General features: G+C 60.6%; 13 protein-coding genes. 10 read left to right on the forward strand and 3 right to left on the reverse strand.

What is annotated here, in order from left to right; translation table 11 throughout:
* Positions 1 to 22 precede the first annotated feature (22 nt).
* On the reverse strand, positions 23 to 454 hold the full coding sequence (locus tag F8N49_RS01595) for a helix-turn-helix domain-containing protein (RefSeq protein ID WP_151550668.1): 432 nt from the start codon (positions 452 to 454) through the stop codon (positions 23 to 25).
* Between the two features lie 236 nt (positions 455 to 690).
* Here F8N49_RS01595 and F8N49_RS01600 point away from each other — a divergent pair, with 236 nt between their 5' ends.
* From F8N49_RS01600 to ycaC, 6 genes are all read left to right on the forward strand, one after another.
* The gene (locus F8N49_RS01600; protein ID WP_151550669.1) at positions 691 to 1,674 is read left to right on the forward strand and encodes an MBL fold metallo-hydrolase; all 984 of its coding nucleotides are present in this window, start codon (positions 691 to 693) and stop codon (positions 1,672 to 1,674) included.
* Between the two features lie 54 nt (positions 1,675 to 1,728).
* The gene (locus F8N49_RS01605; RefSeq protein ID WP_122707082.1) at positions 1,729 to 2,652 is read left to right on the forward strand and encodes a LysR family transcriptional regulator; all 924 of its coding nucleotides are present in this window, start codon (positions 1,729 to 1,731) and stop codon (positions 2,650 to 2,652) included.
* A 242-nt stretch (positions 2,653 to 2,894) separates the two neighbouring features.
* The gene (locus tag F8N49_RS01610) at positions 2,895 to 3,308 is read left to right on the forward strand and encodes a DoxX family protein (protein ID WP_024012430.1); all 414 of its coding nucleotides are present in this window, start codon (positions 2,895 to 2,897) and stop codon (positions 3,306 to 3,308) included.
* A complete protein-coding gene (locus F8N49_RS01615; protein ID WP_041478579.1) occupies positions 3,301 to 3,927 on the forward strand; it encodes an antibiotic biosynthesis monooxygenase in 627 nt (208 codons plus the stop codon). Before F8N49_RS01610 ends, F8N49_RS01615 begins: the two co-directional genes overlap by 8 nt.
* Before the next feature lie 40 nt (positions 3,928 to 3,967).
* Positions 3,968 to 5,806, forward strand: coding sequence for an amidohydrolase (locus tag F8N49_RS01620; protein WP_042609477.1), 1,839 nt, complete (start codon positions 3,968 to 3,970; stop codon positions 5,804 to 5,806).
* 68 nt (positions 5,807 to 5,874) lie between these two features.
* Complete coding sequence (ycaC, locus tag F8N49_RS01625) at positions 5,875 to 6,498, forward strand: isochorismate family cysteine hydrolase YcaC (protein WP_016774080.1); 624 nt, start codon at positions 5,875 to 5,877, stop codon at positions 6,496 to 6,498.
* Between the two features lie 209 nt (positions 6,499 to 6,707).
* On the opposite strand, the gene F8N49_RS01630 is transcribed toward ycaC, so the two are convergent.
* Both F8N49_RS01630 and F8N49_RS01635 read right to left on the reverse strand, forming a co-directional pair.
* Positions 6,708 to 8,135 (reverse strand): mechanosensitive ion channel family protein, encoded by a 1,428-nt coding sequence (locus F8N49_RS01630; protein WP_151550670.1) that lies wholly within the window; start codon positions 8,133 to 8,135, stop codon positions 6,708 to 6,710.
* A 108-nt stretch (positions 8,136 to 8,243) separates the two neighbouring features.
* Positions 8,244 to 9,266, reverse strand: coding sequence for an alpha/beta hydrolase (locus F8N49_RS01635; RefSeq protein WP_073474278.1), 1,023 nt, complete (start codon positions 9,264 to 9,266; stop codon positions 8,244 to 8,246).
* Positions 9,267 to 9,481: 215 nt separating this feature from the next.
* On the opposite strand from F8N49_RS01635, the gene F8N49_RS01640 reads away from it, so the two are divergent.
* The 4 genes from F8N49_RS01640 to F8N49_RS01655 all read left to right on the forward strand — a co-directional run bounded on the left by F8N49_RS01640 (position 9,482) and on the right by F8N49_RS01655 (position 11,997).
* Positions 9,482 to 10,381: a LysR family transcriptional regulator gene (locus F8N49_RS01640; protein ID WP_130886907.1), complete on the forward strand. Its 900-nt coding sequence runs from the start codon at positions 9,482 to 9,484 to the stop codon at positions 10,379 to 10,381.
* 168 nt (positions 10,382 to 10,549) lie between these two features.
* The gene (locus F8N49_RS01645) at positions 10,550 to 10,822 is read left to right on the forward strand and encodes a CopG family ribbon-helix-helix protein (RefSeq protein ID WP_041478584.1); all 273 of its coding nucleotides are present in this window, start codon (positions 10,550 to 10,552) and stop codon (positions 10,820 to 10,822) included.
* A 1-nt stretch (position 10,823) separates the two neighbouring features.
* Positions 10,824 to 11,099 (forward strand): type II toxin-antitoxin system RelE/ParE family toxin, encoded by a 276-nt coding sequence (locus F8N49_RS01650; RefSeq protein WP_071171757.1) that lies wholly within the window; start codon positions 10,824 to 10,826, stop codon positions 11,097 to 11,099.
* Positions 11,100 to 11,199: 100 nt separating this feature from the next.
* The gene (locus F8N49_RS01655; protein WP_151550671.1) at positions 11,200 to 11,997 is read left to right on the forward strand and encodes a class I SAM-dependent methyltransferase; all 798 of its coding nucleotides are present in this window, start codon (positions 11,200 to 11,202) and stop codon (positions 11,995 to 11,997) included.
* The last annotated feature ends 35 nt before the right edge of the window (positions 11,998 to 12,032 follow it).

The following is a 12,032-nucleotide window of genomic DNA, read 5'->3' on the forward strand; positions in this document are numbered from 1 at the left end:
ACGGGTGGCGTAACGGCAGCAGTCAAAACATCGCAGGCTGCGCTGCGGTGTTTTTCGGTCTGCCCATGACTCGACAGCGCCAGGCGAAGGGATTGATGCCCTCGCTGCGGGTGAACATGTGGCAGAAGTGCGCCTGATCGCAGAAGCCGCATTCCAGGCTGATCTGCGTCAGGCTGAGGTCGGTGTGCTGGATCAGCAACTTGGCCCGAGCCAGGCGCTGGGCGCGGATCCAGTCCTGTGGCGACAGGCCGGTGCTGCACTTGAATGCGCGGGAGAAATGACTGCGTGACAGTGCACATGCCCGGGCCAGCTCAGCTACTTCGAGGCTTTCGCCCAAGCGATCGAGGATCAACTGTTTGATCTGGCGTTCGCGCTGCGGACTGAGTCCGCCAGTCGTGTTTTTACGCGGTTCGCTGGCAGGGGCGAGGGCGACGGATTGCTGTAGATAAGCCATGGCCAAGGTCCGTGTCGGTGGGGAAGGCACGGTCGGCGCATTCCCTCAGGTCAAAAAAGCAACGCTGCGCAGAGGGCTTCATTGTTGGGCGATGCCTTGAGACTGACGAGTTAATCGTTGTTAATTTCCTCGCTCAGGCTGGAACTCAGCACATCCTTGCAAGTCAGCGCCCGGCGCTTTGCGCGACGATGTCGACAAAGCACGGCCGCCGTTGGCCAGGTTCAAAGGGGAATGCAATGAAAGGTTTGGTGAAAGCAGCAACGGCCTTGGCGGTCATGCTGGCAATGTCCGGCGCGATGGCGCAGGCACCACAGGTGGGCACTCAGGCGCCGGGTTATTTCCGCTTGGCGGTGGGCGATTACGAAGTCACCGCGTTGTTCGACGGTTACAACGATTTGTCGCCGAAGTTGTTGCAGGGCATGAGCCAGAGTCAGATTCGCGCACTGCTTGCGCGCCGTTCGATTGAAACCCCGGGCGTGCAGACGGCGTTCAATGCCTTTCTGGTCAACACCGGCAAACAACTGATTTTGGTCGACACGGGCGCAGGACAGTGCATCGGCGCCACCGCAGGCCAACTCTCGGCCAACATGCAGGCCGCCGGTTACAAGCCTGAACAGGTCGACACGATTCTGCTGACGCACCTGCACCTCGATCACGTCTGTGGTCTGGTCGATGCAGAGAACAAGCCGCTGTTCGCCAATGCCACCGTCTATGCGGCCAAGGCCGAGGCCGATTACTGGCTTGATCCGGGAGCACTGGCCAAGGCTCCGGCCGGCGCCAAAGAGTTTTTCAAGATAGCCCAGGACTCTACGACGCCCTATGTTGCCGCTGGCCGCTTCAAGACGTTCGCCGCCGGGCAGTCACCACTGCCGGGACTGGTCGAAGCAACCCTGGAAGCCGGCCACACGCCGGGCAGCACCACATATCGCTTCAATTCGCAGCAGCAGAGCATCGTGTTCATGGGCGATCTGGTGCATAACCTGGCGGTGCAGTTTTTGCACCCGGAAGTGTCGATCGGTTTCGACGTCAACAGTCAGCAAGCGATCAGCAGTCGTCAGGCAGTGTTCAGTGCTGCGGCAGCGAGCAAGACCTGGGTGACGGCAGCGCATCTGCCGTTCCCGGGCATCGGCCACATCACCGCCGAGGGCAAACATTTCCAATGGGTGCCGGTGGAGTACGGCCCCTACAAACGCGCGGCGAAAGTGCCATTGATCGAGTAAAGTGCCCAACGCCTGTGGCAAAAAGCGTCTGACACCGATAAGGAAACCACACCCATGAACCGTAACGATCTGCGCCGCGTCGACATGAACCTGCTGGTGATTTTCGAAGCGCTGATGTTCGAAAAGAATCTGACCCGTGTGGCGGAAAAACTGTTCATGGGCCAGCCGGCGGTCAGTGCTGCACTGGGGCGCTTGCGTGATCTGTTCGACGATCCGTTGCTGCTGCGCAACGGTCGCGGCATGGAGCCGACAGCGCGGGCGCTGGCGATCCTCAAGGAATTGCAACCGGCAATGGACGTGATTTCCGGCGCGGTCAGCCGCGCCAAGGAATTCGAACCGGCCAGCAGTTGCGACGTGTTTCGCATCGGTCTGTCGGACGATGCCGAGTTCGGTCTGTTTCCGCCGCTGTTGCGCCAGCTTCAGCAGGAGGCGCCGGGGATTGTCGTGGTGGTACGCCGCGCCAACTACCTGTTGATGCCGGCGCTGTTGGCCTCTGGAGAAATCTCCGTGGGCGTCAGCTACACCACGGATCTGCCGGCCAATGCCAAGCGCAAGAAGCTGCGTGATATTCCCTGCAAAGTGCTGCGCGGCGACGACCGTCCGGGGCCGCTGACGCTGGACGAATATTGCGAACGTCCGCATGCAATGGTGTCGTTCTCCGGTGATCTGAGCGGCAATATCGATCTGGATCTGGCCAAGATCGGCCGTTGCCGCCGAGTCGTTCTCGGCGTACCGCAGTTCAGCGGCTTGCGCGCCTTGCTCGCCGGTACCGAGATGATCGCCACGGTGCCGGATTACGCCGCCTGTGCCCTTGTTGAAGGCTGCGCCCTGCGTGCCGAAGATCCGCCATTCCCGATCGATGCCGCGCAATTGTCCATGGCGTGGAGCGGGGTGCACGACAACGACCCGGCAGAGAAATGGCTGCGCTCGCGGATCAGCCAGTTCATGGCGGCGCCGCTGGATATTCCTGCGATATAAATCCTTGCGCCGATCTCAGATGCTGATCATTCCCACGCGCAGCAAAGGAATGCCTCAACGGACGCTCCGCGTTCGGCGTTGGATGGGACGCGGAGCGTCCCGAGCTGCATTCCCACGCAGAGCGTGGGAACGATCAAGCACAGGGAATTCCGTGGTCTGAAAAGCAACTAAGCACACCCATCCAATTTCTTCCGCCCCGGCCTTGGCATGATTCCCGTCAATGACATTCAAAGGGTCGGGTCATGATTGCTACGAGGGATGAACAGGCGCGCGACATCGGGTTGCTGTTCCTGCGGGTCAGCGGCGGGTTGTTTCTGTTGTGGGTGCACGGCTTGCCCAAGCTGCTGGACTTCACCGCGCAGTTGCAACTGATCGAAGACCCGTTCCATCTCGGCGCCCACCTGACCCTGATCCTGGCGATCTTCGCCGAAGTCCTCTGCCCGTTGCTGATCGTCGCCGGTGTGCTGGCGCGTTTGGCCTGCTTGCCTATTCTCTTTGTACTGCTCGTGGCGCTGCTGGTCGTGCATCCGCAATGGAGTGTGGCTGAGGGGCAGTTTGGCTGGTTGCTGTTGATTCTTTTCACCACCGTATTGATCGCCGGGCCCGGACGGCTGGCGATTCCTGTTCGTTTGCCCGGAGTGCTGCGTTATGCCTGAAGTCCTCAATTCACAAGCACCGGGGGCCGATGAGACCGTCACGTTGATCATCAAACACTCGGTCAAGGCCGGTTTCGAATCGGCCTATGAAGCATGGCTGCGCAACATCGTGCGTGTTGCCGGGCAGCGGGAAGGGCATTTGGGTGTGGACGTGGTGCGCGGCAAGCGCGGGCGTCTGGATTTCTACACGTGCGTATTGCGCTTCAGCTCCACCGAAGCGATGCAGGGCTGGCTGGAATCCTCCGAGCGTCAGGCGCTGGTGGCTGAAGCCGCACCGATGCTGGCCGACGGCGATCAGACCGAAGTCGCGCCGGTCAATGAATTCTGGTTCACACCGCTGGCCGAAGCCGGCTCGCCACCGCCGCGCTGGAAGCAGGCTGTCGTCACCCTGTTAGTGATTCTGCCGCACACCCTGCTGGTGCCGCTGATCTGGGGGCCGTTGCTGGCGCTGCATCCGCTTCTGTCCAACTACGTGGTCGCCACGTTCCTGATCACCCTGACCATCGTCCTCTCGGTGGTCTACGTGGTGATGCCGCCGGTCACCCGTTTGTTCACCCCGTGGCTGGAAGCCAGTCAGGCCCATGAACACCTCGATTCCCAAGAAACCTCGCCGCGTTGAGCGGGGTTTGCTTCTTTTCACTTTCGCTTGAGGAACTGCGATGAGCGCCGATCTGATTTTATTCAATGGCCAGTTTCATACCGTAGACCGGGAAAAACCACTGGCCAGTGCGGTGGCGATCAAGGACGGTCGCTTCGTTGCCGTCGGTAACGATGCCGAGGCCATGGCCCTCAAAGGCAGCGCCACACAAGTGGTCGACATGAAGGGCCGCTGCGTCATCCCTGGCCTCAACGACTCGCACTTGCACCTGATTCGCGGCGGTCTGAACTACAACCTCGAACTGCGCTGGGAAGGCGTGCCATCGCTCGCCGACGCGCTGCGCATGCTCAAGGACCAGGCTGATCGCACGCCAACCCCGCAATGGGTGCGCGTAGTCGGTGGCTGGAACGAATTCCAGTTCGCCGAAAAACGCATGCCGACCCTGGAAGAAATCAACCAGGCCGCGCCGGATACTCCGGTGTTCATCCTGCACCTCTACGACCGTGCGCTGCTCAACCGCGCCGCCCTGCGCGTGGCCGGTTACACCCGCGACACGCCGAACCCGCCGGGCGGCGAGATCGTGCGCGACAGCAACGGCAACCCGACCGGCATGCTGGTCGCGCGGCCGAACGCGATGATTCTCTACTCCACACTGGCCAAGGGGCCGAAGCTGCCACTGGAATACCAGGTCAACTCGACCCGCCAGTTCATGCGTGAACTCAATCGTCTCGGCCTGACCAGTGCGATCGACGCCGGTGGTGGTTTCCAGAACTATCCGGACGATTACCAGGTGATCGAGCAACTGGCCAAAGACGATCAGTTGACCGTACGCATCGCCTACAACCTGTTCACCCAGAAGCCGAAAGAAGAGCTGACCGATTTTCAGAACTGGACCGGCAGCGTCAAGTTGCATCAGGGCGACGACTACCTGCGCCACAACGGCGCCGGCGAAATGCTGGTGTTCTCCGCCGCCGACTTCGAAGACTTCCTCGAACCGCGCCCGGACCTGCCGCAGACCATGGAACAGGAACTGGAACCGGTGGTGCGCCACCTCGTTGAGCAGCGCTGGCCGTTCCGTCTGCACGCCACGTACAACGAATCGATCAGCCGTATGCTCGATGTGTTCGAGAAGGTCAACCGCGACATTCCGTTCAACGGTCTACCGTGGTTCTTCGACCACGCTGAAACCATCACTCCGCAAAACATCGAGCGCGTGAAAGCGCTGGGCGGCGGCATCGCGATTCAGGATCGCATGGCGTTCCAGGGTGAATACTTCGTCGATCGCTACGGCAAACAAGCCGCCGAAGCCACGCCACCGATCAAGCGCATGCTCGCCGAAGGTGTACCGGTCGGCGCTGGTACCGACGCCACGCGCGTGTCCAGCTACAACCCGTGGACCTCGCTGTACTGGATGGTCAGCGGCCGCACCGTTGGCGGTCTGGCCCTCTACGAAGAAGGCTTGCCACGCAGCACCGCGCTGGAACTGTTCACCCACGGCAGCGCCTGGTTCTCCTCGGAGCAGGGCAAAAAAGGCCAGATCCGTGTCGGCCAACTGGCAGACCTCGCTGCACTGAGCGCGGACTTCTTCAGCGTTGAAGAAGAAGCGATCAAGTGGATCGAGTCGGTGATGACCGTGGTCGGCGGCAAGATTGTCTACGCCGCCGGCGACTTCGAAGACCTCGGCCCGCGCTCGATTCCGGTGCTGCCGGACTGGTCGCCGGTAGTCAAAGTCCCGGGCCACTGGCGCCCGAACTCGCCGTTGCAAGCGCAGGTTCACCAGTGCAGCGGGCCATGCGCCGTGCACACCCATAGCCATGAAAAAGCGCGGATGTCGAATGCGCCGGTCAGCGATTTCGCCGGTTTCTGGGGCGCGTTCGGCTGTTCCTGCTTCGCGTTCTGAGTTTGAAAAAAGCGCCGGTCATCAGGGCCGGCGCTTCCCGTAACAACCATCCATCCAGGAGTTTTGCCATGAGCGTTCCTTACAAGCGTCTGAACAAAGATGATGCCGTCGTCCTGCTGGTCGATCACCAGACCGGTCTGATCTCGCTGGTGCAGGATTTCTCGCCAAACGAGTTCAAGAACAACGTTCTGGCACTGGGCGACATCGCCAAGTTCTTCAAGCTGCCGACCATTCTGACCACCAGCTTCGACGCAGGCCCCAACGGCCCGATCGTGCCGGAACTGCTCGAGCAATTCCCTGACGCGCCTTTCATCCAGCGTCCAGGCCAGATCAACGCCTGGGACAACGAAGACTTCGTCAAAGCGATCAAGGCCACCGGCCGCAAGCAACTGATCATCGCCGGTGTCGTGACCGACGTTTGCGTAGCTTTCCCGACCCTGTCGGCGATCGCTGAAGGCTTCGAAGTGTTCGTCGTCACCGACTCGTCGGGTACCTTCAACACCACCGTGCAACAAGCAGCGTGGGCGCGGATGTCGGCCGCCGGTGCACACCTGATGAACTGGTTCGCTGTGGCCTGCGAGCTGCAGGGCGACTGGCGCAACGACATGGAAGGCCTGGCGCATCTGCTGTCCGAGCGTCTGCCTAACTATCGCAACCTGATCAACAGCTACACCAAGTTCACTGCCAAGTAATCTGGTCGAAAGTCAAAAGCCCCTCACCCTAGCCCTCTCCCGGAGGGAGAGGGGACTGACCGCGTTGTTTGCTAGAGTTGCATCGACCTGCAATACCGAGCCGAGCTCCGCTCTTGAAACGCATGGAGATCGGCTCCCTTTCACCCTCGCCCCCTTAGGGGGAGAGGGCTGGGGTGAGGGGGTGAGCTTTTGATCTTCAAAGTTTCAGATCAGCGTTTTTGCAACCAACCCAAGAAACCACCTTTTTTCACCGCCACCGGTTTGGCCATCAACGCGAGGCGACTGTTCTGCTGACGCACCGCCTGCAACTTGTTCAAGGCCCGGCCGACTTCGCTGCGCTTGTCCATGCACTCACGGGTCAACTGTTTGTCGAGACGATAAATGATGCTCGACGTCAGTGCTGTGAACGTCGCCTGCGACGGTGTATCGGCAAGAATGCTCTGTTCGCCCATGACCTCGCTCGGCCCCATGCGCCCGGCCTCGGTCTGGCCATTGCCGTCCGGCACCGTCGCGCTGACCACGCCCGTGGCGATCACGAACAGACTGTCCGGCACCTCGTCCAGATCCAGCACCACCTGACCCGCCGTGTACTGCTGCGCGACCATCGACTCAGCGAGGCGATCGCGCTCTTCACTGCTCAGCGAACGGAAAATCTTCACCTCATCCAGCAATGCACGAGCACGGCTCGACGGTTCGATCACGCCGTCGGGATGCCGGGAAATACCCGCCGCTTCGAGATGGCGGTGGGCGAGGTCGAACAGTTGATTGCGCACTTCGCTCTTCTTGCCCAGCTCGGCGATGAAACCGCTGGCAACGTATTCCGACATGGTTTCGCCGGCCTCTTTGAGCACGGCTTTCGGCGCCGGGCTGAGCAGCAGAGAACTGCTGCCCTGCAAGGTGCGATCAAGGGCATCCAATACCCGCCGCGGACGAATGTGGTTCGGCACCTTGATACTGATCGAGACGCCGTGCATGTTGTTCGGCCGGCTGAGGTTGACGATCTTTGCCTTGGCCGCCACCGAGTTCGGTACGACGGCCATGGTGCCGGCGCTGGTCAGCAGGTGCGTGGCGCGCCAGTCGATATCGAAGACCTTGCCTTCGACGCCGTCGATCATCACCAGATCGTCCACTTGATACGGCTTGGTGGTGTTGAGGACGATGCCGGAAAACACGTCGGCGAGGGTGCTTTGCAGCGCCAGACCGACCACGATGGCGACTACCCCGGAAGTGGCCAGCAGACCTTTGACCGGCAGCTCCAGCACGTAACCGGCTGCCGCAACAATGGCGACCAGAAACACCAGCGCGCCGATGACATCCTGCAGCAAGCGTCCGCTGTGACCGATGCGGCGCATCAGCGCCAGGCCGATCACTTCGGTCAGCACCCGTGCTGCGTACAACCACCAGAGAATCCCCAGCGCGGTCGCCCCCAGTTGTGCCACGCGATCATCAGCGAACAGCGGAGCCTGCAACGGGCTGACACCGGCATTGATCACCAGCGCGCTGAACGCCAGAAACAGCGCCAGACGCACGCCGACTCGCGGCGCGCGGTGGCTGAAGGGCGAGAAGTGGCAGAGTGCGGCGTCGAGCAGGAGCAGGACGGCGCTCCAGGACAGCAGGTGGGCGTAGAAAAGAGTCATGACCGGTACTCCGCGACGCTGGTGAGAAAAAAGATCGCAGCCTGCGGCAGTTCCTACAGGGAATCGTATTCCAGGGTAGGCGCTGCCGCAGGTTGCGATCTTTTGCTTTTATGGATTCAAATGAGTCTTCAGTTCAGCCGCCGCCTGACGCACCGCCGCTTTCACCTCCGGAATCTGGCTCAGCGGATTGAGCAGACCAAAGTCATGAATCATCCCGTTGTAACGCACCGAGGTCACCGGCACGCCGGCCGCATCCAGATGCCGCGCATAACCTTCACCTTCATCACGCAGCACGTCGAACTCGGCGGTCTGCACCAGCGCAGCGGGCAGGCCCTTGAGCTGTTCGCTGCTGGCGTTGAGCGGCGAGGCATGGATCTGCGCACGCTCGGCCGGGTTGGTGGTGTAGTTGTCCCAGAACCACTGCATCATGCCCTTGGTGAGGAAATGGCCCTCGGCAAATTGCTGGTACGAACCGTCGTCGAACTGCGCATTGGTCACCGGCCACATCAACAGCTGGAAGCGCAGGGCAGGGGTTTTCTGCTCCTTGGCCATCAACGCCACGACCGCCGCCATGTTGCCGCCGACGCTGTTGCCGGCCACCGCCAGACGCTTGCCATCGACACCGATGTCCTTGCCGTGCTCGGCCACCCATTTCGTCGCAGCGTAAGCCTGATTGATCGCCGTCGGGTACTGCGCTTCCGGCGATGGCGTGTAATCGACATACACCGCAACGGCGCCAGAGCCGACCACCAGATCACGAATCAGGCGCTGGTGCGTCGGGAAGTCACCCAGTACCCAGCCGCCACCGTGGAAGAACATGAACGCCGGCAACTCGCCTTTCACCTTGGCCGGGCGCACCACTTTCAGGTTGAGGGTCTGGCCATCGACCTTGATCGCCTTGTCGCTGACTTCCACACCGGACAGATCAACCTTCACCGAAGCCTGCGCACCGGTCAGCACCGCACGGGCGTCTTTCGGGCTCAGTTGCTCCAGCGGACGACCGCCGCCAGCGGCGAGGGCATCGAGGAACGCTTGGGTGTTGTGTTCGACGCCAGGGCTGCCAGCGGCGAAAGCGCTGCTGACGGAGAGGGCGAGGAGCGACGCGGCGAGGGTTTTCTTGACGATGTTCATGGTGGAAATCCTTTTGAATGATTTTGATTTTCTGATCGTTCCCACGCTCTGCGTGGGAATGCAGCCGGGGACGCTCCGCGTCCCAACGATCAGATGGCTGCCTTCGGCAGCTCTTTGTGTTCAGGGTTGTTTTCAAACCGTGAGCACAGATTAATGGGCTGCTGAAAAGCGAAAAAGCGGCTATAAAGCGTTTAACTGTCCACCAGAGAGTGACAATGAACCCGTTCGAAGACATGCGTATTTTTTGCCAGGTCATGGACTCCGGCAGCTTCACCGCTGCGGCCGATCAGTTGGGGCTGTCCAAGCAGTTCGTCAGCCGCCGTTTGATGCAACTGGAAGAGCGCCTCGGTGTGCGCTTGTTGAACCGCTCGACCCGCCGCCTCGACGTCACCCCCCTGGGGCAGAGCTATTACGAATCGGCGTTGCGTTTGCTCGGAGAAGTCGAGCAGGTCGAGCAGGGCATCGCCGGCGAAACCGCCGAGCCGCGCGGCACGATTCGCCTCAGCGCGCCGCTGTCGTTCGCGGTGGCGCATCTGGGTTGTCTGCTGCCGTTGTTCCTGCAGCGTTATCGCGAAGTCACCGTCGAGGTCGATTTAAGCGATCGCCCGGTCGACCTGCTCGGCGAAGGTTACGACCTGGCCCTGCGCATCGGCGTGCTGGAAGACTCGACACTGATCGCCCGGCGCATCGCCAGCATCGAACGGGTCTACTGTGCCAGCCCGGCCTACCTCGCCGAACGCGGCACACCACTCAGACCCGAAGACCTGCACAGCCACGATTGCCTGCCTTACGGCCACGGTCGCTCGGTGCAATGGCGCTTCAACGAAGCTCCGGGCAAACCGCTGCTGATCAACGTCACCGGGCGCATGCGCGTCAACAACGGCGAACTGCTGCGGGACGCCGCGGTGCAGGGGATGGGAATTACTTATCTGCCGACCTTCATCGTCGGCGCGGCGCTGAAGGACGGGCGGCTGGTGCCAGTGCTGGATGATTTACGCCCGGAGCCACTGACCCTGTCGGCGGTTTATCCGCAGCATCGCCAGGCTTCGCGGCCGGTGCAGGCGCTGGTGGAGTTTTTGCGTGAGCGGCTTAACCAGAGTCATGTGAATCTTTGATTTTATTTACCGTCGAGTATCGCGTTCTGTCGGGCCAAATAGCGGTGCATGGGCAGTTATGATTAACTTTGATTCAATTTGTATCAAAGCTGAGCGAACACAAGGGGGCAGGATTACTCTGATCAACGGTGAACCCCCGCTGCCCGCAATCTCAAGGAGTCAACTGACATGGCCGCGCCAATGAAAACCCGATCCGTGACTGCCCATGTACCCGTGCAATTGGCCGAAAAGGTCGATCTGATGGCTGAGCGTCTGGAACGCTCGCGTAACTGGATTGTGAAACAGGCCCTGAGCGCCTGGATTGATCAAGAGGAAGAGCGCAGCCGTTTGACGCGCGAAGCCTTGGCTGATGTGGACGCCGGGCGCGTTATCGATCATCAATCAGTGCAGGCATGGGCGGACAGCTTGAGTTCCGATACGCCTCTCAAGGCTCCACTTTGATATGGAGTTGAAGTGGACCAGCAAAGGGCTTTCCGACCTGACCAGGCTTTATGAGTTTTTGGCAGCAGTTAATCAACCTGCCGCTGCGCGCACTGTGCAACAGCTGACCGCCGCTCCGATAATGCTGCTAGCCAATCCGCGCTTGGGTGAACGTCTGGAAGAATTTGAACCGCGAGATGTTCGAAGGGTTCTGGTCGGGCACTACGAAATGCGCTACGAAATTGTCGATTCGACTATCTACCTGCTGCGCCTTTGGCACACTCGCGAAGAACGATAATTCATCGCCAGAATCGCGCTTACAACATCGCAACAACCCCAACTCCGGGTCTGTTCTAGACTCACGCCGCTCAATCACGAGCATCACCCGGAGCAGCGCCATGGAAGTGCCCACCCCCAAAACCGCCATCGAAAGCAATCGACAGGCGTGGAACGATTCCGCCCGTCATCATCAGGACTCACCGGACTGGCAGGCATTGCTCAGCGATGTCGCGCAGGCAGAGTTTTGCTGCCTTGATGACACTTTGCGCGGCTTGCTGGACGTCGACGGCAAAGACGTGATTCAACTGGGCTGCAATAACGGTCGGGAAAGCCTGTCGCTGTTTGCGCTGGGTGCGCGCAGTGTCGTCGGCGTCGATCAATCGGCAGCGTTTCTTGAGCAGGCCCGCGAGCTCAACAGCCGCTCGCCGCATACTGCCGAATTCGTCGAGAGCGACATCCACCATCTGCCCGCATCGCTGCATAACCGCTTCGACGTAGCCCTGATCACCATCGGGGTACTCAACTGGATGCCTGACATCGGCGAATTCTTCCGTCATGTCGCGCAGGTGCTCAAGCCGGGCGGCAAACTGGTGATCTACGAAACCCATCCGTTTCTGGAGATGGTTGATCCGCAGGCTGAAGATCCCTACCGCCTCGCCAGCTCGTATTTCCGTGTCGAGCCGTTTGTGCAGCAAGAGCCGATCGTTTACGTAGGTAAAGTCGAGCAGCCGGCGGCAAAGTCGTACTGGTTCGTGCATACGCTGGGCGCGATCTTCAGCGGCGCCATTGGAGCGGGGCTGAGCATTGTGGATTTTCAGGAATATGCGCATTCGAATCGGGAAGAGGTGTATGACTGCTACCTGAACCAGCAGGCGCAGCTGCCGATGTGCTTTAGCCTGGTGGCGAGCAAGGCCTGAGAACCTTTTTTGCGACGGCTGGCCTCTTCGCGAGC

The sequence above is a fragment of the Pseudomonas sp. GXM4 genome (assembly GCF_008923895.1).
Classification (GTDB): Bacteria; Pseudomonadota; Gammaproteobacteria; order Pseudomonadales; family Pseudomonadaceae; genus Aquipseudomonas; species Aquipseudomonas atacamensis.

Coding starts and splice junctions, on each gene's coding strand:
- F8N49_RS01630 (WP_151550670.1), bottom strand. CDS start 8,135: ATGACTCTTTTCTACGCCCACCTGCTGTCCTGGAGCGCCGTCCTGCTC.
- F8N49_RS01610 (WP_024012430.1), top strand. CDS start 2,895: ATGATTGCTACGAGGGATGAACAGGCGCGCGACATCGGGTTGCTGTTC.
- ycaC (WP_016774080.1), top strand. CDS start 5,875: ATGAGCGTTCCTTACAAGCGTCTGAACAAAGATGATGCCGTCGTCCTG.
- F8N49_RS01595 (WP_151550668.1), bottom strand. CDS start 454: ATGGCTTATCTACAGCAATCCGTCGCCCTCGCCCCTGCCAGCGAACCG.
- F8N49_RS01640 (WP_130886907.1), top strand. CDS start 9,482: ATGAACCCGTTCGAAGACATGCGTATTTTTTGCCAGGTCATGGACTCC.
- F8N49_RS01635 (WP_073474278.1), bottom strand. CDS start 9,266: ATGAACATCGTCAAGAAAACCCTCGCCGCGTCGCTCCTCGCCCTCTCC.
- F8N49_RS01620 (WP_042609477.1), top strand. CDS start 3,968: ATGAGCGCCGATCTGATTTTATTCAATGGCCAGTTTCATACCGTAGAC.
- F8N49_RS01615 (WP_041478579.1), top strand. CDS start 3,301: ATGCCTGAAGTCCTCAATTCACAAGCACCGGGGGCCGATGAGACCGTC.
- F8N49_RS01605 (WP_122707082.1), top strand. CDS start 1,729: ATGAACCGTAACGATCTGCGCCGCGTCGACATGAACCTGCTGGTGATT.
- F8N49_RS01650 (WP_071171757.1), top strand. CDS start 10,824: ATGGAGTTGAAGTGGACCAGCAAAGGGCTTTCCGACCTGACCAGGCTT.
- F8N49_RS01600 (WP_151550669.1), top strand. CDS start 691: ATGAAAGGTTTGGTGAAAGCAGCAACGGCCTTGGCGGTCATGCTGGCA.
- F8N49_RS01645 (WP_041478584.1), top strand. CDS start 10,550: ATGGCCGCGCCAATGAAAACCCGATCCGTGACTGCCCATGTACCCGTG.
- F8N49_RS01655 (WP_151550671.1), top strand. CDS start 11,200: ATGGAAGTGCCCACCCCCAAAACCGCCATCGAAAGCAATCGACAGGCG.